The sequence below is a fragment of the Pseudomonas sp. G11 genome (genome assembly GCF_029457515.1).
Taxonomy (GTDB): Bacteria; Pseudomonadota; Gammaproteobacteria; order Pseudomonadales; family Pseudomonadaceae; genus Aquipseudomonas; species Aquipseudomonas gorinensis.
In genome coordinates, this window is record NZ_CP120377.1 from 502978 (window position 1) to 525974 (window position 22997).

Annotated in this window: 19 protein-coding genes; 16 read left to right on the forward strand and 3 right to left on the reverse strand. The window is 62.1% G+C overall.

The window, feature by feature from the left end:
* Window positions 1-8: 8 nt before the first annotated feature.
* Window positions 9-953, reverse strand: a complete 945-nt coding sequence (locus P2T68_RS02195; protein WP_277378966.1) for a LysR family transcriptional regulator — start codon at window positions 951-953, stop codon at window positions 9-11.
* Between the two features lie 155 nt (window positions 954-1108).
* Between P2T68_RS02195 and P2T68_RS02200 the strand changes: the two genes are divergently transcribed.
* Entirely contained in the window at window positions 1109-3457 is a 2349-nt protein-coding gene (locus P2T68_RS02200) for a TonB-dependent receptor (RefSeq protein ID WP_102624816.1), read from the forward strand.
* Here the strand turns inward: P2T68_RS02200 and P2T68_RS02205 are convergent.
* A complete protein-coding gene (locus P2T68_RS02205) occupies window positions 3454-4638 on the reverse strand; it encodes a CynX/NimT family MFS transporter (protein ID WP_193690056.1) in 1185 nt (394 codons plus the stop codon). The two genes, P2T68_RS02200 and P2T68_RS02205, sit on opposite strands and share 4 nt — an antisense overlap.
* 110 nt (window positions 4639-4748) lie before the next feature.
* Between P2T68_RS02205 and P2T68_RS02210 the strand changes: the two genes are divergently transcribed.
* The 15 genes from P2T68_RS02210 (at window position 4749) to P2T68_RS02280 (ending at window position 22155) form a co-directional block, all read left to right on the forward strand.
* Window positions 4749-5600, forward strand: a complete 852-nt coding sequence (locus P2T68_RS02210) for a LysR substrate-binding domain-containing protein (RefSeq protein WP_277378967.1) — start codon at window positions 4749-4751, stop codon at window positions 5598-5600.
* A 240-nt stretch (window positions 5601-5840) separates the two neighbouring features.
* The gene (locus P2T68_RS02215) at window positions 5841-6656 is read left to right on the forward strand and encodes an energy transducer TonB (protein WP_024072761.1); all 816 of its coding nucleotides are present in this window, start codon (window positions 5841-5843) and stop codon (window positions 6654-6656) included.
* Window positions 6657-6708: 52 nt separating this feature from the next.
* Window positions 6709-7431 (forward strand): MotA/TolQ/ExbB proton channel family protein, encoded by a 723-nt coding sequence (locus P2T68_RS02220; protein ID WP_277379728.1) that lies wholly within the window; start codon window positions 6709-6711, stop codon window positions 7429-7431.
* 1 nt (window position 7432) lies between these two features.
* Window positions 7433-7834 carry a biopolymer transporter ExbD gene (locus P2T68_RS02225; RefSeq protein WP_010565408.1) on the forward strand — a complete coding sequence of 134 codons (402 nt, stop codon included), beginning with the start codon at window positions 7433-7435 and terminating at the stop codon, window positions 7832-7834.
* 316 nt (window positions 7835-8150) lie between these two features.
* Entirely contained in the window at window positions 8151-8732 is a 582-nt protein-coding gene (locus tag P2T68_RS02230) for an alpha/beta hydrolase (RefSeq protein WP_277378968.1), read from the forward strand.
* Between the two features lie 49 nt (window positions 8733-8781).
* Window positions 8782-9708, forward strand: coding sequence for a sigma 54-interacting transcriptional regulator (locus P2T68_RS02235; RefSeq protein WP_024072767.1), 927 nt, complete (start codon window positions 8782-8784; stop codon window positions 9706-9708).
* A 126-nt stretch (window positions 9709-9834) separates the two neighbouring features.
* Window positions 9835-10617 carry a MetQ/NlpA family ABC transporter substrate-binding protein gene (locus tag P2T68_RS02240; RefSeq protein WP_024072768.1) on the forward strand — a complete coding sequence of 261 codons (783 nt, stop codon included), beginning with the start codon at window positions 9835-9837 and terminating at the stop codon, window positions 10615-10617.
* A 491-nt stretch (window positions 10618-11108) separates the two neighbouring features.
* On the forward strand, window positions 11109-11774 hold the full coding sequence (locus P2T68_RS02245; protein WP_277378969.1) for an amino acid ABC transporter permease: 666 nt from the start codon (window positions 11109-11111) through the stop codon (window positions 11772-11774).
* Window positions 11755-12414 carry an amino acid ABC transporter permease gene (locus P2T68_RS02250; protein WP_024072770.1) on the forward strand — a complete coding sequence of 220 codons (660 nt, stop codon included), beginning with the start codon at window positions 11755-11757 and terminating at the stop codon, window positions 12412-12414. Before P2T68_RS02245 ends, P2T68_RS02250 begins: the two co-directional genes overlap by 20 nt.
* Complete coding sequence (locus P2T68_RS02255; RefSeq protein WP_277378970.1) at window positions 12411-13187, forward strand: amino acid ABC transporter ATP-binding protein; 777 nt, start codon at window positions 12411-12413, stop codon at window positions 13185-13187. Before P2T68_RS02250 ends, P2T68_RS02255 begins: the two co-directional genes overlap by 4 nt.
* On the forward strand, window positions 13184-14035 hold the full coding sequence (locus P2T68_RS02260) for a transporter substrate-binding domain-containing protein (RefSeq protein ID WP_069075017.1): 852 nt from the start codon (window positions 13184-13186) through the stop codon (window positions 14033-14035). Before P2T68_RS02255 ends, P2T68_RS02260 begins: the two co-directional genes overlap by 4 nt.
* Window positions 14036-14243: 208 nt before the next feature.
* Window positions 14244-15347 (forward strand): efflux RND transporter periplasmic adaptor subunit, encoded by a 1104-nt coding sequence (locus tag P2T68_RS02265; protein WP_024072773.1) that lies wholly within the window; start codon window positions 14244-14246, stop codon window positions 15345-15347.
* The gene (locus P2T68_RS02270) at window positions 15344-16414 is read left to right on the forward strand and encodes an efflux RND transporter periplasmic adaptor subunit (RefSeq protein WP_277378971.1); all 1071 of its coding nucleotides are present in this window, start codon (window positions 15344-15346) and stop codon (window positions 16412-16414) included. Before P2T68_RS02265 ends, P2T68_RS02270 begins: the two co-directional genes overlap by 4 nt.
* Window positions 16411-19455: an efflux RND transporter permease subunit gene (locus tag P2T68_RS02275; RefSeq protein WP_150095504.1), complete on the forward strand. Its 3045-nt coding sequence runs from the start codon at window positions 16411-16413 to the stop codon at window positions 19453-19455. Before P2T68_RS02270 ends, P2T68_RS02275 begins: the two co-directional genes overlap by 4 nt.
* A gap of 525 nt (window positions 19456-19980) precedes the next feature.
* Window positions 19981-22155, forward strand: coding sequence for a glycoside hydrolase (locus tag P2T68_RS02280; RefSeq protein WP_277378972.1), 2175 nt, complete (start codon window positions 19981-19983; stop codon window positions 22153-22155).
* Between the two features lie 107 nt (window positions 22156-22262).
* On the opposite strand, the gene P2T68_RS02285 is transcribed toward P2T68_RS02280, so the two are convergent.
* Window positions 22263-22889, reverse strand: a complete 627-nt coding sequence (locus tag P2T68_RS02285) for a class I SAM-dependent methyltransferase (protein WP_102625442.1) — start codon at window positions 22887-22889, stop codon at window positions 22263-22265.
* Window positions 22890-22997: the final 108 nt, after the last annotated feature.

A 22997-nucleotide genomic window follows, 5' to 3' on the forward strand; every position in this document is an offset into this window, starting at 1 on the left:
TGCATGGCCTAAACCGCGACATTCTCCAGTGCACACACATCCTCATCCACCTCATCGATCTGTTTGATCTGCTCGATCATCGCTTGCGCCAGCGGCGACAAGCGATACCCGGCCCGGCTGACGATGCCGTAGCGGGTGTAACGCTCCTCCAGATCCTCGGCCAGGCCCTTGATCTTCAAGCACACCAACTCGCCCCGGGCCATGTGCAGCACATCGCTGTTGGCGCTGACGATGCCGATGGCGTCGGAGCGCAGCACCACACCCATCAGGCTATAGCCGTTCTCGCATTCGACATTGGGCTGGTAATCGGGGCGGCCGCTGAGGTCGACGATGACCTTGCGCAGGTTGGGCGGGCGGATGGTCACGGCCAGCGGGTAACTCATCAGCTCGGCGGCGCTCACGCTGTCGCGCAGGGCCAGCGGGTGGCCGGCGCGGCAGCAGAAATACCAGCGGCGCGGGCGCAGGCGGTGGGTGTGATAGTCCGGGTTGGCTTCGAAGTGGCGGGTGTCGGCGACGAAAAACTCGAACTCTTCACTGAGCAGGCGTTTGCTCAGGCTTTGCCAGTCGTCGACCTGGTACTGCACCCGTGCCTTAGGGTAGCGCCCGATAAAACTGCCGATGGCGCGGGGCACCAAGCCACCCGCTGGCGCCGGGCCGCAACCGAAGCGCAACTCCCCTGCCTCCAGGCCATTGAACTGGTCGATCTCGTTGGCCAGTTGCTGCGCACCGCTGACCAGGCGCCGGGCGTGCTCCAGCAATACCTGGCCTTGTTTGGTCGGTGCCAGGTCTTTACGGCCACGGTCAATCAGCTGGCAGCCGGCGCTGTGTTCCAGGGCCTGGATACTGCGACTGAACGCTGACTGCGACAGGTTCACCGTCAACGCGGCTGCGACAAAACTGCGTTGTTCGGCAAGGGCGATGAAGTGACGAAGCTGGCGCAAATCGATATGCATTTTTCACATCAAAAATATCCGGGAAATGCATTGGCTATGCATTAGGTCGACTCTTTATAAAGGCTATCTCTTATGCAGTAAATGTTAGTTAAAACATAAATAAATAACCTAAAGGAATATCTCTCGATGGATATTTCCGGGTTCCGGAGCCGCTTATGAGTCTGTTGAAGTCCGCTGTCCCTTCCTCTCCCTGGCGGCTCAAGCGTTTGCCGCTGGCGCTGTTGCTGGCCGGCAGTGCCAGCTGGACGCCCAGCCACGCGGCCGACGCAAACAAGCCTGCGCCCGAAGGCGAGAACGCCACTGGCCAACTGGAAACCGTCACGGTCACCGCTCGGCGCCGCACCGAAAGTGCCCAGGATGTGCCGACGCCCATGAGCGTGATCGGTGGCCAGGCCCTGGAGAGCCAGCGGGTGTATCGGATTCAGGATTTGCAGCAACTGGTGCCCAGCGTCAACGTCGCCTACATGCATGCGCGCCAGTCCAGCGTGTCGATTCGCGGCCTTGGCAACAACCCGGCGAGTGACGGCCTTGAGGGCAGCGTGGGGCTGTATATCGACAACGTTTACCTCGGGCGGCCGGGCATGGCGGTGTTCGACCTGATGGACATCGAGCAGCTTGAAGTCTTGCGCGGCCCGCAAGGGACGTTGTTCGGCAAAAACACCACGGCCGGGGTGATCAACATCAGCACGCGCGCGCCGAGTTTCACCCCGGAGCGCAGCATTGAAACCTCGTTGGGCGAGGACGGCTACTTCCAGACCAAGGGCACGATTTCCGGCCCGCTCACCGATGAGCTGGCGGGGCGTTTCTCGGCGTATCGTACCCGCAGCGACGGCGACATCAAGAACGAATACAACGGCCATGACCTCAACGGTGGCTCGCGCCAAGGCTTTCGCGGGCAACTGCTGTACAAGCCCAGCGAGGCGTTCAACCTGCGCTGGATCGGCGATTACAACGAAGAGGATTCCAGCGCCGGCACCCGTGTGCTGTACAGCACCGGGCCGACCATCAACGGCACCAACCTCTACCAGTCGCGGGCCAACGCGGCAGGCGCGACCCTGGTCGATGGCACCCATCGCAAGGTCAACCTGGACAGCGACCAGCAGGTCACGGTGTTCCAGGGCGGCACGTCGCTGGAAGCCAACTGGACGTTGCCAAGTGACTTCACCCTGACCTCGGTGAGTTCCTATCGCTTCTGGAACTTCACCCCACGCAACGACGACGGCCTTAACGTGCCGGCGTCGTATAACGCCGGGGTGTCGGTGGAAGATAAGCAGTGGTCCCAGGAATTCCGGCTGGCTTCGCCCACCGGCGGTTTCTTCGATTACGTGCTCGGTGCCTACTACTTCGGCAACTCGCTGGACAACAAATCCTTCGCCTATTACGGGCCCCAGGCCGACATTTGGAACGGCACGCCAGCCGGCGCACTGGCCAACGTCAGCAGCGTCGGCAACGGGCACATTCGCACCGACAGTTTTGCACTGTTTGCCCAAGGCACCTGGCACCTCACCGAACGCCTGGATTTCACCGCCGGCCTGCGCGGCACCTATGAAGAAAAAAGTGCCTGGGTCACGCGTAACAATCCCCTCGGCGGTGCGGCGGTCACCGGTGCTGCCGCTACGGCTCGACGTGGCCGCGCGGGGGCGTACGATTCCGGTGACCTCACGCAATACAGCACCAGCCCCTCGGGTTTGCTCAACCTGAGCTACCGCTTCAACGAAAACCTGTTGGGCTACGCGACGCTGTCCCATGGCGAAAAGTCCGGCGGGGTCAACCTGGCGGTAGGCTCGGCACCGACGGCCGGTGCCGACTCACTGCTGATCGGCACCGAGCGCGCCAACAACGCCGAACTGGGTTTCAAAAGCACGCTGTGGGATCGGCGGCTGCAGCTCAATGCCAACCTGTTCTGGACCCAGGTCAACGGTTACCAGACCAATGCCTATGACCAGGACAACCGTGTGCAGTACCTGACCAACGCCGGTTCGGTGCGCTCGCGGGGCGTCGAAGTGGAAAGCACCCTGGTGCCGATCAAGGGCCTGACGCTGAACGTGAACGGCTCGTTCAACGATGTGAGCTACCTGTCTTACAAGGATGCGCCGTGCCCGCCGGAAGTCAGTCTGCGCCCCGGTGCGCCGGCCTCCTGCGACCTGAGCGGGCATCAAGTGGTGGGGGCGTCGAAATGGATCGCCAACGCCAACGGCGAATACAAGTGGAACCTGGATAACGGCTTCGAACCCTACGTCACCGCCAGCTATGCCTTCCGCTCCAAGGCCGTGGGCACGGTGGAGGACTCTGACTATGGACAGATTCCCGCCTACGCCGTGGTCAACCTGTCCACCGGCCTGCGCGGCAACTATGAGCAGGGGCAGTGGGACGTGTCGTTATGGCTGAAGAACGCCTTCGACAAGACCTACTACACCACCCTGTGGACCGGCGGTAACGGCGGTTATGAAGGGCTGCTGGGCACGCCGCGTACGCTGGGCCTGACCGGGCGCTACGACTTCTAGCCGGGTACGGCGGCGGTGCGGTAGGTGGCTGGGCTGAACACTCGCGTCACCATGAGCATCGCCACTGCCGTGAGCGTCAACACCCACCAGGCGCTGGTGAAATGGCCGGTAAGTTCGCGCAGCCAGCCGGTCATCCATGGCGAGACCGCGTTGATCAAAAAGCCTATGCCTTGCACAAAGGCCGCCAGTTGCCCGGCTTGCCGAGGGTCGCGATGGTGGTCGAGGGTCAGCAGCAGGCTCAGGGCGAAACACGCGCCCAGGCCGAAGCCGCACAAGGCGACCCACAGGTGGGTCAATTCCAGCGGCGCCAGCAACAGGCCGAGATAACCCACGGTCTGGGCGAGCAAGGCAATGCCCAGCAGCGGCCGCCGATCGATACCGCGTTGCGCAAGCACGGGCATCAGCAGCGCGGCGATCACCTGGAAGATGGTCATGAACGCCAGCAACGAACCGCTGGGCAGCACGCCCCAGCCCAATTGCTGATAGTAGGCCGGCAACCACGCCACCAGGCTCATGTAGCCGCAATTGACCAGGCCGAAGTACAGCGCCAGCAACCAGGCGCGACGATTGCGCAGGCCCTTGAACGTGGGCATCACCTTGGAACTTCTGGCCGCCCCCAGCGGTAAGAACGCCCACAGCAGCCACGCGGCCAGCGCCGGTAGCAACCAGATTCCCAGCCCCGCTTGCCATTGCTGGAAATGGCTGGCCACCAGCGGGCTGAGCAGCGCTGCCAGCCCACCGCCGGCCATCAGCGAAGCCGAATACACCCCCATCGCCACCGGCACGCGCTGCTGGAATTCGCGCTTGATCATCGCCGGCACCAACGCCTGGATCAGCGCGACACCGGCACCACCGAGCAGGGCAGTGGCCAGCAATGCCGAGCCCTGGCCCATCAGCCAGCGCGCCAGGCATGCCAGCAGGATCATCATCAAGCCCAGGGCAATGCCGCGCCGTTCACCCAAGCGCGCTTCCACCCGCACACCCACCAGCGCCACCAGGCCCATGCACACCACCGGCAGGCTGGTCAGCAGGGCGCTGCTCTGGAAACTCAGGCCGGTGGCCTGGCGAATCTCGCCGAGCAACGGGCTGATCGAGCTGAGGATCGGCCGCAGGTTGAGGCCCAGTACCACCAGCAGGCCCCAGCCCGCGAGTTTGCTCACGAATGAAGAGTTAAACGTCATGCGGGGCCTGTTCGAGGTGCAAAAAGAGGCAGGTAGTATCGCCAGCTGGCGAGGTATTCTGAAATTAAATATAACCATGCCAATCAGTGGCAAATGGAATGGTGACGAGCATGTTCGATCCTGTGTTGTTGCGCAGTTTTGTCGCGGTGGTGGATTGCGGCAATTTCACCCGCGCCGCCGAGCGCCTGCACTTGACCCAGTCCACCGTGAGCCAGCAGATCCGGCGGCTGGAAGAAGCGGTGACGTGCCAACTGCTGGACCGCGACCAGCGCCGTGTGGTCGCCACTGCCGAAGGCGAGCGGCTGCTGGCCTATGCACGGCGCATCCTGGCGCTGCATGAAGAAGCCGCCGATGTGTTGATCAACCAGCAAAGTGATGGCGTGCTGCGCCTTGGCGTACCGGAAGACTTTGCTGCCGAGCGCCTGATGCCGTTGCTGTCGGCGTTCGTGCTGGCGTATCCACGGGTGCGCCTGGAGGTCACCAGCGGTCTCGGCCCCGAGCTGCAGCGACAGTACCGCGGCGGCGAGTTCGATGTGTTGCTGGTCAAGCAGATGGGCGACAGCGCCGACTGCCTGGCCTCATGGCCCGAGCCGTTGTGCTGGGTCGACAGCCGCAGCACACCCTCCCTGGGGCGCGATCCATTGCCGTTGGTGGCGTTTCCGGTGGGCGGCCTGTACCGCAATGAAATGCTCCAGCACCTGGAGGTGGCGGGTTGGCGCTGGCGCATCGGCTATTCCAGCGCGAGTTTGGCCAGTGTGTGCTCGGCGGTGGCGGCGGGGCTGGGGATCAGCCTGTTGCCGCGCCGGGTGGTGCAGGCCGGGCATGCGGTGCTGGGGGCCGAGAGTGGCTTGCCGGCCGTGCAGGGCGTGCGACTGGCGTTGTATGGCCGCAGTGGCCTGGGAGCGGCAGGGCAGAGTTTGCAGCGCCAATTGCTCGATTTGTGCGCAAACAGCCCTGCCTGATCCATGCCTTTGCTGAATATTTTGTATGCCTGAGAAGCATCAAAAAACCGCGCTGGGGCGCCAGGCCACGGATTACGGGGCTTTGGCGCCTGCGGGTATTTTTCTTATTCAAATTAGATCTATCTATAACTTTAAAGGTTACTTTAAGAGATAAGCGTCTGGCCCCGATGATTCAGCCCTCGACGGCCGCTTTGGCAGGCCTGTCGGTTTTTTTGTTGCGAAACCGTAGGGAGTGAATCAATGGGCAATGTCCAGACCGCCGCCAGTGCACCCGAGGCGCTATGGCGCCAGGCACCGAGTGGTGAGTTGGTCGACCTTGGCCGGCCGCATCGCGCGCCGTTAGGGCAGTTGCGTTTGCAGAAAACCCCCAAGCGCTTTTCGAGCCGTCGCGAGGGGATTCTGCTCGGGTTGCTGGTGTTGGCCCTGCACGGTGCGGTGATCTATTGGGTGAGCCAGAAGCCCACCCCGGTGCTGCCGATTGTGCCGCCGGAAATCCCGCCAATGACCATCGAATTTTCCCAGCCGGCACCGCCCGTGGTGGAACCGCCACCGCCTGTGCCGCCACCACCGCCGCCGCCGGTGGTCGAGCCACCGCCGCCGGTGGTGGATGAGTTGGCCGCCAAGCCGGCACCGCCCAAGCCGATTCCAAAACCTAAGCCCAAGCCGGTGCCAAAGCCTGAGCCCAAGCCCGCCCCGAAACCGGTCGAGCAGGCGCCCACGCCACCGCAACCGGCGCCACCGGCCCCCGCGCCCGCTCCGCCCGCGCCAGCCCCGGTGACCCCTGCTTCGGCCAACGCCGCGTACCTCAAGAACCCGGCGCCGGAGTACCCGTCACTGGCGCAGCGTCGCGGTTGGGAAGGCACGGTGTTGTTGCGAGTGCATGTACTGGCCAGCGGCAAGCCGGGTGAGATCCAGGTCCAGAAAAGTAGCGGTCGCCAGCAACTCGACGACGCCGCACTGACCGCCGTGAAGCGTTGGAGCTTCGTGCCGGCCAAGCAAGGCGATGTGGCCCAGGACGGCTGGGTCAGCGTACCGATCGATTTCAAGATTCACTAACTATTCGGCTGCGGTGTGTTGCACACGCCGCGACCCGCACAAGAGGGAAAACATCATGGCATTAGCATCTCCACTTGAATCCATCGAAAGCGCGGTGATCTGGCTGCTGGTGGTCTTTTCGGTCGCCACCTGGGGCCTGGCCCTGCTCAAGGGCGTGCAGTTCGGTCGCCTTAAAGCGCAGGATCGCAAGTTCCACAAACAGTTCTGGGCGGCGTCGAGTCTCGACTCGGCCGCCGAGTTGGCCGAGACCCAGCCTGGCGCCGCTGCCCGTGTGGCCCAGGCCGGTTACGCCGCGATCCAGATCGGGGAAGCGCCGCACGCGGCCGACCTGAGCCAGGCGATCAACCACCAGGACCGCCTCGAGCGTGCCCTGCGCCAGCAGATCGTACGTGAGCGCCGCTCCCTGGAAACCGGCCTGGCCGTGGTCGCCAGTATCGGCAGTACCTCGCCGTTTATCGGCCTGTTCGGCACCGTGTGGGGGATCATGGAAGCGTTGAAGGGGATCAGCGCAGCCGGCTCCGCCAGCCTGGAAACCGTGGCTGGCCCGATCGGTGCGGCGCTGGTCGCTACCGGCGTAGGTATTGCCGTCGCCGTCCCGGCGGTGCTGGTCTACAACTACTTCCTGCGCCGCCTGAAGCTCACGGCGGCCGACCTGGATGACTTTGCCCACGACTTCTACAGCCTGGCGCAGAAGAATTCGTTCCGCGTGCTGCTGCACCCTGCGCTGACCAAAGGCGCGGCCGGCAACCCGCAAAAAGTGAAGGAGGCGTCCTGAGATGGCCTTCTCCACCCAAGACAGCGATGAGGTGCTGAGCGAGATCAACGTCACGCCGTTGGTCGACGTGATGCTGGTACTGCTGGTGGTGTTTATCGTCACCGCGCCGCTTTTGACCAACGCGATCCCGATCAACCTGCCCAAGACCGAGGCGGTCGCCCCGGTGGAGCAGAAGGACCCGCTGGTGGTGAGCATCGACGGTGCCGGCAAACTGTTTATCAACAAGGACGAAATCCAGCCGGACCTGCTGGAATTCAACCTGCAGGCGGCCAAGGCCAAGGACCCCGATGTGCGGGTGCAACTGCAGGCCGATGATGGTGTGAACTACGGCGAAGTGGCGCGAGCCATGGCGTCTATCGAGCGCGCGGGGATTACCAAGCTGTCGGTGATCACGGCACGTTAGTTTCAAAGCCTCGACAATTTTTTGGCCGTTTCCTTGGCAGGGTGCGGCCTTTTTTTTGCCTGGAATTTAAGTCGCGCCGCCAAATCCCGATCGGGAATGGGGCCAATGTGGGAGGGGGCTTGCCCCCGATGGCGGAGTGTCAGTTGGCCAATTTGTCTGCTGACCCACTGCCATCGGGGGCAAGCCCCCTCCCACATTTTGATCTCATGCAGGCTTGGTTTTTTGGTTATTAATAAATAGCTTCTTATTCCTTAACGAATATAACCCTCGTCCCTATACTGTCCTACAACGTTAAACGCTGCAGGAGGGCACACCCATGCACAGCGAGTTGATTCGTTATCTGATCGTGCCGGGCTGGCAAGGATCGCCAGAAGATCATTGGCAAAGTCACTGGCAGAACACCCTGCCCAACAGCGCACGCGTGGAGCAGGCCGATTGGCTCACGCCGCGCCGTGAAGACTGGGTCGCCGCGCTGGCCGAGGCGATCGCCGCCGACAGCACGCCGGTGATCCTGATCGCCCATAGCCTGGGTTGCATCACCGTGGCCCATTGGGCGGCCACTGCCCCGGTGCAGTTCCTGCGGCAGGTGCGCGGTGCCTTGCTGGTAGCTCCGGCGGACGTCGAACGTCCGGCGTGCTCGCCTGCCCTGCGCAACTTTGCGCCGATCCCGACCGACCTGTTGCCGTTTCCCAGCCAGGTGGTCAGTTCCGATAACGACAGCGCCGTCAGCGCCCCCCGGGCCCTGGAATTGGCCCGCAACTGGGGGGCCGAAGCCGGCATTCTCTCGGGGGCCGGGCATATCAATGTGAAGTCCGGTCACCAACGCTGGGAGCAGGGCTTCGCCTACCTGTATCGCTTGCAAAGCCGCCTCGAACATCACGCCCGGCGCACTGCCTGATATTTTTTAAACGCCCCGTCCCTGAGCGGATTTGGGGCGGGAGCCTGCCATGAGCCTGCATGAAACCTTCGGTCAGCCCCTGCTGACCTTCCCCGACGCCGAAAAAAGCCCGCTGAGCATCCGCGCCAAGGCGCTGGTGTTTGTCGACCCGCGTTCGCGGCAACTGCGCGAAGAGCTGGAAAACCTCGCCCCCCGCGCCTTGCCCGTATTGATTCGCGGCGAGACCGGTAGCGGTAAAGAGCTGCTGGCGCGGCATATCCACCGTGGCAGCGATCGCGCCGGGCTGTTTGTCTCGGTCAATTGCGGCGCCATCAGCCCGACCTACGCCGATGCTGAGCTGTTCGGGTACGCTGCCGGCGCCCACAGCGGCGCGGCGAGCAGCCGTGCCGGCTGGTTCGGGTCGGCCAATGGCGGCACCTTGTACCTGGATGAAATCGGCGATTTGCCGCTGCCGATCCAGGTCAAGTTGCTCGCCGCCCTGGAAAACCACGAAGTCACTCGCGTCGGTGCGCATCAGCCAAGCCCGGTGGATGTGCGCCTGGTAGCAGCCACCAGCATCGACCTGGCCCAAGCCGTGGCTGCCGGCAAGTTTCATGAGCGGCTGTTCCATTACCTGAGCGAAGGCCAGCTGGAATTGCCGGCATTGCGCGAGCGGGTCGGCGATATCCTGTCCCTGGCCGAGTACTTCCTCGGTATCTACAGCCAGCGCCTGGACCTGCCGGTGCCGTTGATCAGCGACGCCGCCCAGCGCGTACTGGAACACCACAGCTGGCCGGGCAATACCCGCGAGTTGGAGAACGTCATTCACTTTGCGCTGCTGGTCAGCAGCGGCGATGAGATTCTGCCGGAGCATCTGAATCTGCCCGTGGCCGGTTCGCCCCTTGAACAGGTGCAGCGAATATTCGATAACGCCAGCCCCGCCGAGCAGGAAACCTTGCGCCGCTTTCTACATGAACAAAATGGAATATCAACGTGAATAAAAGATATTGTTCGGGAATAAAAAATCTAGGTATTGTCGCTTGCATGCCGCGATAGCACTTCGCTGGCACTTCTCATCAAAACGGTCGTCAGAGACGCCCCGCAATTCCAATAAGGACACTGCATGAAAAAGGTTCTGTTGTTTACCGCACTGGCGGCTGCCCTGACTGCAAGCTTCGCCCAGGCCAACGAAAAACTGGTGGTGGCTGCCACTCCGATCCCGCACGCGGAGATCCTTGAGCTGGTCAAGCCGACCCTGGCCAAAGAAGGCGTGGACCTGGAAATCAAAGTCTTCACCGACTACGTTCAACCCAACACTCAAGTGGCCGAGAAGCGTCTGGACGCCAACTACTTCCAGACCCTGCCGTACCTGGAAAACTTCAACAAGGGCAAGGGCACCAACCTGGTCACCGTGATCGGTGTGCATGTTGAACCCATCGGTGGCTACTCGAAAAAGATCAAGAATATTTCCGAGCTCAAGGACGGCGCCACCGTTGCCATCCCGAACGAAGGCTCCAACAGCGGTCGTGCCCTGTTGCTGTTGCAAAAGAATGGTCTGATTACGCTCAAAGACCCGACCAACGCGCTGTCCACGCCGAAAGACATCAAGGACAACCCCAAGCACCTGAAATTCAAGGAGCTGGAATCGGCCCTGCTGCCACGTGTGCTGGACCAGGTCGACCTCGATGTGATCAACACCAACTACGCCCTGGAAGCTGGCCTCAACCCAGCGAAAGACGCGCTGATCATCGAAGACGCCAAGTCGCCTTACGTGAACTTCCTGGTGGCTCGCCCGGACAACAAGGACAGCGCCGCTATCCAGAAATTGGCCAAGGCGCTGACCAGCCCGGAAGTCAAAGCTTTCATCGAGAAGAAGTACAACGGCGCAGTCGTGCCAGCGTTCTGATGTAAGCCCAAACCCCTTCAAGGTTTCAACGCCGACGGCTACTACAGCGTCGGCGTTTTTTATGCCTGGAATTTGGAATGCAATAAAAACTGTGGGAGGGGGCTTGCCCCCGATGGCGGTATGTCAGTCACAGATGCATTGACTGAGCCACTGCTATCGGGGCAAGCCCCCTCCCACATGGGATCTACGGTGTTTTAGAGATCCCGGCTATTGATCGCCCTGCGCAACGCCACCAACCATTTCACCAGCTCCTGCGGATCAATCGGCTTCGCTTTGTTCATTGTTCATTCCTTCGAAACACAGACCCCCCAACCATAGCCGTCACTTGGAAAACCCGCGAATCCGGCGGTTATCTTTTTGGGTGATATCAATATGCTATTTTGGTATTTAAATTTTATTTTTTATACCTTTAGAGTTCGCGCTACCCGGCGTTACCCACGCCGGCCTGGACGGCACTCGCTGCATTACCCCTGCGGCGTCATGGACTCAAGATGACCTTCGATTTCGCTTTTATCCTCAGCACCCTGCCGGCGTTTTTCAAAGCCGTGGGGGTGACGCTGCAAGTGGGCCTGATCGCCATTGCCACCTCGCTGTTGGTGGCGCTGATCAACGCCGCCTTGCTGGTGTTTCGCACGCCTTACCTGTCGCGCCTGGTTGGGCTCTATGTGGAGTTGGCGCGTAACACCCCGCTGCTGATCCAGCTGTTTTTCGTGTACTTCGCCCTGCCGGCCCTGGGCTTCAATATTTCCGGGTTTTGGGCGGCGATCATCACCATGACCTTCCTCGGCGGCGCCTACCTCACCGAAGTGCTGCGCGCGGGCGTGGAAGCGGTGCCGCTGGCGCAGATCGAATCGGGCAAATCCATCGGTCTGTCCGACTGGCAGTTGCTGCGCCATGTGATCCTGCCCCAGGCCGGCATCCTCAGCCTGCCGGCGCTGTTCGCCAATTTCATCTTCCTGCTCAAGGAGACCACCGTGGTCTCTGCCGTGGCGGTGCCGGAGATTCTCTACACCACCAAGAGCTACATCGCTCTCTACTACAAGACTTACGAAATGCTCGCCGTGCTGACGCTGATTTGCGTGCTGCTGTTCCTGCCGTTGTCGCTGCTGCTCAGCCGCCTGGAAAGGAGGCTCCAGCATGGCCAGTTCGGGTCTTGAATTGTTGTGGGTGTCGCTGCCGCAACTGGGTAAGGGCGCTGCGCAAACCCTGTCGATTTCCTTTCTGAGCATCGCTTTCAGTACGGTCGGCGGGGTGCTGTACGGCGTGTTGCGCACGTTGAATCAAACGGTGATCAATGGGCTGCTGCGCATTTACCTGGAGCTGTTCCGTGCGATCCCGGTGCTGGTGTGGCTGTACCTGCTGTTTTTCGGCCTGCCGATTTTCTTCGGCCTGAGCATTCCGAGTTTCTGGTGCGCGGTGTTGGTGCTGTCGCTGTGGGGCGCCAGCGAGGTGGGCGAAGTGGTGCGCGGCGCTTTGCATTCGCTGCCCCGTGGCCAGCGCGAGGCGGGCTTGTCGATTGGCCTGTCCGCCCCGCAGCTGTACGGCTACGTGCTGCTGCCCCAGGCCCTCAAGCGCATGACGCCGCCGACCATCAACGTCTACACGCGCATCATCAAGACCAGCTCCCTGGCGGTGCTGATCGGCGTGGTGGACGTGATCAAGGTGGGCCAGCAAATCATCGAGCGCACCTATGAGTCGGTGTTGATCTACGGCGCGCTGTTCCTGTTTTTCTTCTTCATCTGCTACCCGTTGTCAGCCGCCTCCAAGCTGCTGGAACGGCGCTGGGGCCAAGCATGAGCGCACTGATCGAGTTACGGGGTTTCAATAAGTTCTTCGGCGACCAGCAGGTGCTCAAGGGCATCGACCTGAGTGTGCAAAGCGGCGAAGTGGTGGTGATCCTCGGCCCCAGCGGCTGTGGCAAAAGCACGTTGCTGCGCTGCCTCAACGGCTTGGAAGCAGCCCATAGCGGCAGCCTGCGGTTTGCCGGCAAGGAGCTGCTGGCTAAACACACGGATTGGCGCCAGGTACGCCAGGATGTGGGCATGGTGTTCCAGAGCTACCACCTGTTCCCCCATATGAGCGTGCTCGACAACCTGCTGCTCGGCCCGCTGAAAGTGCAAAAGCGCGAGCCCCGCGAAGCGCGCGCCCAGGCAGAAAAACTGTTGGACCGCGTCGGCCTGGCCGACAAGCGCGACGCCTACCCGCGCCAGCTTTCCGGCGGCCAGCAGCAACGCATCGCTATCGTCCGTTCGTTGTGCATGAACCCCCAGGTCATGCTGTTTGACGAAGTCACCGCCGCCCTCGACCCGGAGATGGTCAAGGAAGTGCTGGAAGTGATCCAGGGCCTGGCCCGCGACGGCATGACCCTGCTGATCGTCACCCACGAAATGGCCTTCGCCCGCGCCGTGGCCGACCGCGTGGTGTTCATGGAGGCCGGTCGCATCCTCGAACACAACACCCCCGAAGAATTCTTTACGAACCCGCAAACCGCACGCGCGCAGCAGTTCCTGGAGAAGTTCTCCTTTGTTTCAACACTGCCCAAGAAAACCCAGGAACTGGAGCTGATATGAAAAAGTTACTGCTGCCACTGTTTGCCGTTGCCTTACTGGCCGGCTGCGATAAAAAGGCCGAAGAGCCCGCTAAACCTGCCGCCGCCGTGAGTTACATCGACAAGATCAAGGCGCGCGACAAACTCATCGTTGGCGTGTTCACCGACAAACCACCGTTCGGCTTTGTCAACGAAGCCGGGCGCTACGTCGGCTTCGATACCGACATCGGCCGCCGATTCGCCAAGGACTTGCTGGGTGATGAAAACAAAGTCGAATTCGTCGCCGTCGAGCCGGCCAGCCGTATTCCCTTCCTGCAAAGCGACAAGGTGGACCTGATCCTCGCCAATATGACCGTGACGCCCGAGCGCAAGGACGCGGTGGACTTCACCAACCCCAACCTGAAAGTCGCGGTACAGGCCCTGGTGCCCAACGACAGCCCGGTCAAGAGCCTGGATGACCTGGCTACCCGCACCACCATCGTCACCACCGGCACCACGGCCGATATCTGGCTGACCAAGAACCACCCGGACTGGAAACTGCTCAAGTTCGAGAAAAACTCCGAGTCGTTGCAGGCGCTGTCGGCCGGGCGTGGCGATGCGTACGCGCAAGACAACCTGGTGCTGTTCAGCTGGGCCAAGCAGAACCCGGGCTACCGCGTGTTGGAACAGAAACTCGGCGACGAGGCCCCGATCGCGCCAGCGGTGAAGAAGGGCAATATCGAATTGCGTGACTGGGTGAATGCCGAGTTGGCGAAGCTGGGTGAGGAGAAGTTCTTGCTCAAGTTGTATGACCAATATGTGCGCAAAGAGCTGAGCGACGACACCAAGCCTGAGAGTGTGATTGTCGAAGGCGGGAAGTGGCAGGGGTGATGCTGCGCTGACTGTTTTACCGCTATCGCAGGCAAGCCCTAATGCCGTTCAGTTAAGGAGGAACACTGTAACTGTAACTGTAACTGTGGCAAGCCCGCTCGCCACAGCAAACCCCCTCAATACGCCTTCCCCATGCAGAAAAGGAACCCTGATCTAAGCTCACAGTCGCATACACACTGGCATATCGCATCGCGCACAAGGAGTCCGCATGGGCGGTCGTATTTCCATCTGTATGGTCGGCATGGGTTTGGCGGTGTTGCTGAGTGGTTGTGGTCAGGAAAAAACCGAACCCAAGCAGCATTCCCGGGTGTTTGTGCAAACCGTGCAACCCGCGGATTTCGCTGCGGCCGTCACGCTGACCGGTGATATCCAGGCCCGTGTGCAAACCGATTTGTCCTTCCGCGTGGGCGGCAAGATCATTCAGCGCATGGTGGACGTGGGCGACCGGGTCAGCGCCAAGCAAGTGCTGGCCAAGCTCGATCCCAAGGACTTGCAGACCAACGTCGATTCCGCCCAGGCCCAGGTCGTGGCCGAGCAGGCGCGGGTCAAGCAAGCCGCCGCGGCCTTCGTGCGCCAGGAAAAGCTCTTGCCCAAGGGCTACACCAGCCGCAGTGAATATGACAGCGCCCAGGCCGCGTTGCGCAGCAGCCAAAGCGCCTTGGCCGCTGCCCAGGCGCAGCTGGCCAACGCTCGCGAGCAATTGGGCTACACCGCCCTGGTCGCCGAAGCGCCTGGGGTGATTACCGCACGCCAGGCGGAAGTGGGCCAGGTGGTGCAGGCCACCGTACCGATCTTCAGCCTGGCCCGCGACGGCGAGCGTGACGCGGTGTTCGACGTGTATGAATCGTTGCTGGTGGAACCGGCCAATGATGACGTGATGACGGTCAAGTTGCTGGATAAGCCGCACGTGCAGGCCACCGGTAGAATCCGCGAGACCACCCCCGCGGTGAACGCTGCCAGCGGTACCTTGCAGGTGAAGATTGCATTGAACACGTTGCCCCAGGGCATGGACCTGGGCGCCGTGGTCAGCACCACTCTCCATGCCCCGGCCAAGGCCAGTATCGAACTGCCATGGGCGGCGCTGACCAAAGACCTCAGCGAACCCGCCGTATGGCTGGTGGACGGCGACGGCAAGGCGCAGTTGCACAAAGTCAGTGTGGCGCGTTACCTCACCGGCAAGGTGATCATCAGCGACGGCCTCAAGGGTGGCGAAAAAATCGTGGTGGCGGGCGGGCAATTGTTGCACCCCGGCATGCAGGTCGAGATCGCCCAGGCGCCGGACACGGCGCAGGCCCAGGGCGTGCAACCATGAAATACCTGACAGTTGTCCTCATCGCCGGCCTGCTGCTCGTGGGGTGCTCCAAGCAGGAACCGCCGCCCGAGCCGGTGCGCCCGGTGCTGTCCATGGAAGTGAAATCCGAAGACCAGGAAACCTTCGGCCGTTTCGCTGGCACCATCCAGGCGCGCTATGAAAGCAACCTCGGCTTTCGTGTTCCCGGTCGCATTGCCCGGCGCGCCGTGGATGTGGGCGCCGAAGTGGAGAAAGGTGCGGTGCTCGCCGTGCTCGACCCCACCGACCAACAAAACCAACTGCGCGCGGCCCAGGGCGACCTCGCGCGCGTCCAGGCGCAATTTATCAACGCCCAGGCCAATGCCCGGCGCCAGCAAGCGTTGTTCAACCGTGGCGTCGGCGCCCAAGCCCAATTGGATGCGGCCCAGACTGACCTGAAAACTACCCAGGCCAGCCTCGACCAGGCCCAGGCCACGGTCAACCAGGCCAAGGACCAGCTCAACTATGCCGAACTGCGCACCGACCATGGCGGCATTGTCACCGCCTGGAGCGCCGAAGCCGGCCAGGTGGTCAGCGCCGGCCAGCAAGTGGTGACCCTGGCCCGCCCGGACGTCAAGGAAGCGGTGATCGACCTGCCCGCCGGTCTTGCCGAGCGCCTGCCGCCGGACGTGGTGTTCCTCGTCGCCGGGCAGCTGGACCCCAGCATCAACACCACCGCCACCGTGCGCGAGATCGAGCCCCAGGCCCAGAGCGCCACGCGTACCCGTCGGGCGCGGCTGACCCTGGCCGAAACACCGCCCGCGTTCCGCCTTGGCACGGCGATCAGTGTGACCTTGAGTTCGACCATCGCCCCACGTATCGAGTTGCCCCTGAGCGCCTTGCAGGAAGTCGACGGCAAGACCCGCATTTGGCTGCTCGATACCCACAGCCAGACCGTGCAACCGCGCGACATCACCGTGCTTAGCCGTGACGCTGACAGCGCCTTGCTCAACGGCGGCGTCAACCCCGGCGAGCGTATCGTCACCGCCGGCGTGAACAGCCTGAAACCCGGGCAGAAAGTCAAAATCGACGAGGACAGCCCGCGATGAAAGGGAGCTTCAACTTATCCGACTGGGCCCTCAAGCATCAGTCCTTCGTCTGGTACCTGATGTTCGTCGCGCTGCTGATGGGCGTGTTCTCCTACCTGAACCTGGGCCGCGAGGAAGACCCTTCGTTCACCATCAAGACCATGGTGATCCAGACCCGCTGGCCGGGTGCGACCCAGGAAGAAACCCTCAAGCAGGTGACCGACCGCATCGAGAAAAAACTCGAAGAGATCGACTCTCTCGACTACGTGAAAAGCTACACCCGGCCTGGAGAGTCCACGGTGTTCGTGTTCCTCAAGGACACCACCAGCGCCAAGGCGATCCCCGAGATCTGGTACCAGGTGCGCAAGAAGCTCGACGATATTCGCGGCACCTTCCCCCAGGGCCTGCAAGGGCCGTCGTTCAACGATGAATTTGGTGATGTGTTCGGCTCGGTGTATGCGTTTACCGGCGATGGCCTGTCGATGCGCCAACTGCGCGATTACGTGGAGCAGGTGCGCGCCGAGATCCGCTCGGTGCCGGGGTTGGGCAAGGTCGAGATGATCGGCCAGCAGGATGAAGTGATTTACCTGAATTTCTCCACGCGCAAACTGGCGGCCCTGGGCATTGACCAGCGCCAGGTGGTGCAGAGCCTGCAATCGCAGAACGCCGTAACGCCCGCTGGGGTGATCGAGGCTGGGCCGGAGCGGATTTCCGTGCGCACCTCCGGGCAGTTTGCTTCGGAAAAAGACCTGGCCGACGTGAACCTGCGGCTCAATGATCGCTTCTATCGCCTGGCGGATATCGCCGAGATCACCCGCGGTTACGTCGACCCGGCGCGGCCGATGTTTCGCTTCAACGGCAAGCCGGCCATCGGCCTGGCTATCGCCATGCAGAAGGGCGGCAATATCCAATCGTTCGGTGAGGCCCTGCACACGCGCATGGACGAGCTGACCGCCGACTTGCCCGTGGGCGTCGGCGTGCACAAGGTCTCCGACCAGGCCGAAGTGGTGGAAGAGGCCGTCGGCGGCTTTACCAGTGCACTGTTCGAAGCGGTGATCATTGTCTTGGTGGTGAGCTTTATCAGCCTCGGCCTGCGTGCCGGGCTGGTGGTGGCGTGTTCGATCCCGCTGGTGCTGGCGCTGGTATTCGTGTTCATGGAATACAGCGGCATCACCATGCAGCGTGTGTCGCTGGGCGCGTTGATCATCGCCCTTGGCTTGTTGGTGGACGACGCGATGATCACCGTGGAAATGATGATCACACGCCTGGAAAAAGGCGAAACCAAGGAACAGGCGGCGACCTACGCGTACACGTCCACGGCATTCCCCATGCTCACCGGCACGCTGGTGACCGTGGCCGGCTTTGTCCCGATTGGCCTCAACGCCAGCTCGGCGGGGGAGTACACCTTCACCCTGTTCGCGGTCATTGCGGTGGCGATGCTGGTGTCGTGGGTGGTGGCGGTGCTGTTTGCGCCGGTGATTGGCGTGCATATCCTCAGTGCCAATGTGAAGCCCCATGGCAACGAACCGGGGCGCATCGGCCGCGCGTTCAATGGCGGTATGCTCTGGGCCATGCGCAACCGTTGGTGGGCGATCGGCATCACCGTGGCCCTGTTTGCCGCGTCGGTGTTTTCCATGCAGTTCGTGCAGAACCAGTTCTTCCCGTCGTCGGACCGCCCGGAAATCCTCGTCGACCTCAACCTGCCGCAAAACGCCTCGATCAATGAAACCCGCAAGGCGGTCGACCGCCTCGAAGCCATCATCAAGGACGACCCGGACATCGCGCGTTGGAGCACCTACATTGGCCAGGGCGCGATCCGTTTCTACCTGCCCCTCGACCAGCAACTGGAGAACCCGTATTACGCGCAGTTGGTGATTGTCAGTAAGGGCCTGGAAGAGCGCGGTGCGTTGATCACGCGTCTGCAAAAACGCCTGCGTGACGATTTTGTCGGTGTCGGCAGCTTTGTGCAGCCGCTGGAAATGGGCCCGCCGGTGGGGCGGCCGATCCAGTACCGTGTTTCCGGTAAAGACACCGACCAGGTGCGCAAGCACGCCATCGAATTGGCGACCTTGCTCGACAAGAACAGCCACCTGGGCGAGATCATTTACGACTGGAACGAGCCGGGCAAAGTGCTGAGGGTCGACATCGCCCAGGACAAGGCGCGGCAGTTGGGTTTGTCATCCGAAGACGTCGCGCAGTTGATGAACAGCGTGGTCAGCGGGGCCTCGGTGACCCAGGTGCATGACGATATCTACCTGATCAACGTGGTCGGCCGCGCCGTAGACGCCGAACGTGGCACGCCGGAAACCTTGCAGAACCTGCAGATCGTGACACCCAACGGCACCTCGATCCCGCTGCTGGCCTTCGCCACCGTGCGCTATGAGTTGGAGCAGCCGCTGGTGTGGCGCCGCGACCGCAAGCCGACCATCACCATCAAGGCGGCGGTGCGCGACGAGATGCAGCCCACTGACCTGGTCAAGCAGCTCAAGCCCGAGATCGACGCGTTCAGCGCCGGCCTGCCGGTGGGCTACACGGTCGCCACGGGCGGCACCGTGGAAGAAAGCGGCAAGGCCCAGGGCCCGATTGCCAGCGTGGTGCCGTTGATGCTGTTTTTGATGGCGACCTTCCTGATGATCCAACTGCACAGCGTGCAGAAGATGTTCCTGGTGGCCAGCGTCGCGCCGCTGGGACTGATCGGCGTGGTGCTGGCGCTGATCCCCACAGGCACGCCCATGGGCTTTGTGGCGATCCTCGGTATTCTCGCGCTGATCGGCATCATCATCCGCAACTCGGTGATCCTGGTGACGCAGATTCACGAATATGAAGTGGCCGGCCATTCGCCGTGGGATGCGGTGGTGCAAGCCACCGAGCACCGGCGCCGGCCGATCCTGCTCACGGCCGCGGCGGCCAGCCTGGGCATGATCCCGATTGCACGGGAAGTGTTCTGGGGGCCGATGGCCTACGCGATGATTGGCGGCATCATCATCGCCACCTTGCTGACGCTGTTATTCCTGCCGGCGCTGTATGTGGCCTGGTACAAGATCCGCGAACCCCAACAGTAACCTGTGGCGAGCGGGCTTGTTGTGATGAACGGGTTTGTTGTGGCGAGCGGGCTTGCCCCGCGTTGGGCTGCGAAGCAGCCCCAATAAGGCCGCCGCATTTCTTCTGGTAGAACCGGGAGACTGGTTTTAGGGCCGCTACGCGCCCCAACGCGGGGCAAGCCCTAATGCCGTTCAGTTAAGCGTACATCGCCTTCTGTAGGAGCGAGCTTGCTCGCGAAAAACGTCAACGATAACGCGTGTTTCCTGAATGAACGCGGCGCCTGTGAGTTCTTCGCGAGCAAGCTCGCTCCTACAAAAAAGCCTTAACTGAACGGCATTAGGGCAAGCCCGCTCGCCACAAAAAGCGGGTTCGCCACAGTTACAGTGTTGCTCCTTAACTGACTGGCATCCGGGCTTGCCCCCTCCCACAAGTTGATCTCGGCTGGGCATTTGAGCCGTGGGAAATTTCTGGAAGTGACGCTTGTTACCCTGGCCGACCGTTGAGTGATTTAACCTCCGGCCTCCACCTCTCAACGGTCGCCTGCCATGAACCGTATGCGTCATACCTTGCTGATGTGTTGCTGCTTGCTGTCGCCCGTGGCCTTTGCCAGCACTGTATTGGAAAACCCGTTGTGGCGAGTCGAACTCGACCCGGCCACCCTCACCATCCGCGTGACACCCAGCGGCCAGCCAGAGGTCCAGGCCTCCAACGGCGTAGCGGCCCGTGCCGTCAGTCAACTTGCACAACACGATCAACAGGCCAGTTGGCAATGGGATGACGGTGCCTATCGGGTAACTGCCAGCCTGGAGCAGCGCGACCTGGTGCTGTCGATCACGGCGCGGGAAGCCGGTGAGCTGCCGATGCTTTTGCAGCCGGCGAGCGCCATGGGCCGAGGGTTGATGTGGCCGCTGGCCGAAGGGCATTACGTGCCGGTCGGCAATACCACGTGGAACACTTTCCTGGTGGCCCAGGGCGACATCAACACCACCCAGGACCTCAGCCTGCCGCTGTGGGGTGTCGATCACGGCGCCTTCACCCTTAACTGGTTGCTGACCAATCCCTATAACAACCGCCTGCGCTGGCGGGGCCAGGCGTTGTCGTTGACCCATGAGTTCACCTCGCTCGCACCTGCCGCCCCCATGACCCTGTTGTTGCACCTGGGTGGAAGCGATCCGCTGGCCGGCGCCAGGCGCTATCGCCAATGGCTGGTTGAGCAGGGCCGCTATGAACCCCTGGCAGACAAGCTGCGGCAAACCCCTGGGGCTGAAAAGCTGCTGGGTGCCAGCCATGTTTACCTGTGGGGCAATGACCTGCTGGCGCCGGAGGATGTGCGTGATTGGCCGCTGTTGCTCAAGCGCTTGCGTGCTCATGAGCTCAAAGGCCTGTTGGACAAGGACTCCGCAAAGATCCTGGCGCAGCCCCGCGGGTTGAATCGCTACGAACAAAACGTGCTGTTGCGCGGCCTCAACGCCGCGATCAACAGGAAGGCCCGGCAGAGTTGGCAGGTGGACGAGCCCGATATGAGCCGTCTTGCCGCCCGCTACGGTGAATTGCGTCGCGAACTGGCCGTGGACTTTGCCGGTGCCCTCGGCGACAGTCCCGACACCTGGGGCAGCCAGGCGGTACAAACCCTGCGCGACGCCGGCTTGCCACGCTTGATGCTGACCCTTGGCGAAGGCTGGGAAGGCGGCCTTTGGCACCCCGAAACCATCCGCGCCGGCGTCGACGCCGGCTACCTGATGGCGCCCTACGATTCCTATCAAACCGCGTTGTCCGCCACCGAAAACCCCGACTGGACCACCGCCCACCTGGGCAACCGGGCCTACCGCGACTGCGCCATCGTGTTGAAGGACGGCAAACTCAAGACCGGCTTCCAGCAGTCCGGCCACTACACTGACCCGCGCTGTGTGCGGCCTCTGCTGGAAGCGCGGGTGAAAGCCGTGCAGGCCAGGGCCGGCTTCAATGCCTGGTTTCTCGATGCGTATGCCACCAGCATGGTGCTCGACAGTTACCGCGACAGCGCTCCGATGACCCAGGCGCAGAACGCTGAAGGCAATATCGATGCGTCCCGTTGGCTGAATACCACGCTGCAAATGCCGACAGGCTCCGAAGACGGCAACGCCATCACCGCCCAGGGCATTCTGTTCGCCCATGGCATGCAAACCCCGGTGCTGGGCTGGGGTGATCGCGACATGACCCAGGACAAGCAGTCGCCCTACTACGTGGGTAACTGGTACCCGCCGGAGCAACCGGCGGTGTTCTTCAAGTCGGTGCCGCTGAACGAGCCGTTTCGGACGCTCTACTTCGACCCGACGCTGCGCCTGCCGCTGTATCAGGCGGTGTTCCACGGCGCGGTGATCACCACCCATCACTGGCTGTTCGACAGCCTCAAACTGAGCAATGTGCGCGCCGAGAACGAGCTGGCCCAACTGCTCTACAACGTGCCGCCGCTGTATCACCTGAGTGCTGCGACGCTCAAGGCGCGGCTGCCGCTGATCCAGCGCCAGGACCGATTTTTTCGACCGTTGCATGAGCGCCTGGCCACCCAGGCGATGACCGGGTTTCGCTGGCTGACGGCGGATCGACAGGTGCAGGAAACCACGTTTGCCGATGGCACGCGGTTGGTGGCGAATTTTTCCACGGCGTCGAGAGAGGGGTTTGCGGCAAGGAGCGTGACAGCGGTGGTGGATGAGAAATCGGTGGTGTATCAGGTGCAGTAGTGGCGTCCATCAGTCCGTCATCGGGGGCAAGCCCCCTCCCACAGGGGCATGCATTTCAAATGTGGGAGGGGGGCTACACCCCGATGGCAGCCCAGGCAACCCCAGACTCAAGCCTTGCGCCAAACACTGGCCAGCCAAGGCTGCTGCTCCCGGGGTAATCCCGCCGGGCGGTAGTAATGCTCCAGCTCCACAAACCCGGCGGTGGTGAGCAGTGTTTGCCACGCATCGAGGTCGTGATAAGACCCATAGCGCGGCCCATTCCAGCCTTCCTGGTTTTCCCCCCGTGGATTGGAGCTGAACAACACTCCACCCGGTTTCAGCGCCCCATGCAGTTGCCTGAGCACACGCGGCAGTTCCTGCTTGGGGATATGAAACAGCACCGCATTGGCAAAGATGCCGTCAAAGCGTTCAGCGGGCAGTTCCAGCTTGAGGAAATCCTGCTGCAACACCTCACAGCCACTGTCTTCCCGCGCCATCTGCGCAAAGCGTTCCGAACCATCGAGCCCGACGGCGATATGCCCCATGCGCGTAAAGGTCTGCAAATCCCGCCCCGGCCCGCAGCCGAAGTCCAGCACGGTAAAGGGCGGCGTGCCCTGGATATGCCGCAGCAGCGCGTTGATGTTCTGGCTCACATCGTGGTCGCGGGTACCTTCACGGAAGTCCTCGGCCACCTTGTTGTAGTGGCCGAGGGTGGTGGACGTGATCTGGTCGAGGTCGTCGGGCTTGAGAGGCATGGTGATGAATACCGGGCGCTGAGATGGCCCGACTATACCCCATGTGTCGAGCGGGCTTGCCGTCACACCAGTCAGTTAAGGAGGAGCACTGTAACTGTGGCGAGCGGG

Bases quoted from the DNA above. Each gene is read 5' to 3' on its own strand.
- P2T68_RS02260 (WP_069075017.1), top strand. From the start codon at position 13,184: ATGAAAAAGTTACTGCTGCCACTGTTTGCCGTTGCCTTACTGGCCGGC.
- P2T68_RS02275 (WP_150095504.1), top strand. From the start codon at position 16,411: ATGAAAGGGAGCTTCAACTTATCCGACTGGGCCCTCAAGCATCAGTCC.
- P2T68_RS02240 (WP_024072768.1), top strand. From the start codon at position 9,835: ATGAAAAAGGTTCTGTTGTTTACCGCACTGGCGGCTGCCCTGACTGCA.
- P2T68_RS02250 (WP_024072770.1), top strand. From the start codon at position 11,755: ATGGCCAGTTCGGGTCTTGAATTGTTGTGGGTGTCGCTGCCGCAACTG.
- P2T68_RS02235 (WP_024072767.1), top strand. From the start codon at position 8,782: ATGAGCCTGCATGAAACCTTCGGTCAGCCCCTGCTGACCTTCCCCGAC.
- P2T68_RS02280 (WP_277378972.1), top strand. From the start codon at position 19,981: ATGAACCGTATGCGTCATACCTTGCTGATGTGTTGCTGCTTGCTGTCG.
- P2T68_RS02255 (WP_277378970.1), top strand. From the start codon at position 12,411: ATGAGCGCACTGATCGAGTTACGGGGTTTCAATAAGTTCTTCGGCGAC.
- P2T68_RS02200 (WP_102624816.1), top strand. From the start codon at position 1,109: ATGAGTCTGTTGAAGTCCGCTGTCCCTTCCTCTCCCTGGCGGCTCAAG.
- P2T68_RS02270 (WP_277378971.1), top strand. From the start codon at position 15,344: ATGAAATACCTGACAGTTGTCCTCATCGCCGGCCTGCTGCTCGTGGGG.
- P2T68_RS02245 (WP_277378969.1), top strand. From the start codon at position 11,109: ATGACCTTCGATTTCGCTTTTATCCTCAGCACCCTGCCGGCGTTTTTC.
- P2T68_RS02215 (WP_024072761.1), top strand. From the start codon at position 5,841: ATGGGCAATGTCCAGACCGCCGCCAGTGCACCCGAGGCGCTATGGCGC.
- P2T68_RS02285 (WP_102625442.1), bottom strand. From the start codon at position 22,889: ATGCCTCTCAAGCCCGACGACCTCGACCAGATCACGTCCACCACCCTC.
- P2T68_RS02230 (WP_277378968.1), top strand. From the start codon at position 8,151: ATGCACAGCGAGTTGATTCGTTATCTGATCGTGCCGGGCTGGCAAGGA.
- P2T68_RS02210 (WP_277378967.1), top strand. From the start codon at position 4,749: ATGTTCGATCCTGTGTTGTTGCGCAGTTTTGTCGCGGTGGTGGATTGC.
- P2T68_RS02195 (WP_277378966.1), bottom strand. From the start codon at position 953: ATGCATATCGATTTGCGCCAGCTTCGTCACTTCATCGCCCTTGCCGAA.
- P2T68_RS02205 (WP_193690056.1), bottom strand. From the start codon at position 4,638: ATGACGTTTAACTCTTCATTCGTGAGCAAACTCGCGGGCTGGGGCCTG.
- P2T68_RS02225 (WP_010565408.1), top strand. From the start codon at position 7,433: ATGGCCTTCTCCACCCAAGACAGCGATGAGGTGCTGAGCGAGATCAAC.
- P2T68_RS02265 (WP_024072773.1), top strand. From the start codon at position 14,244: ATGGGCGGTCGTATTTCCATCTGTATGGTCGGCATGGGTTTGGCGGTG.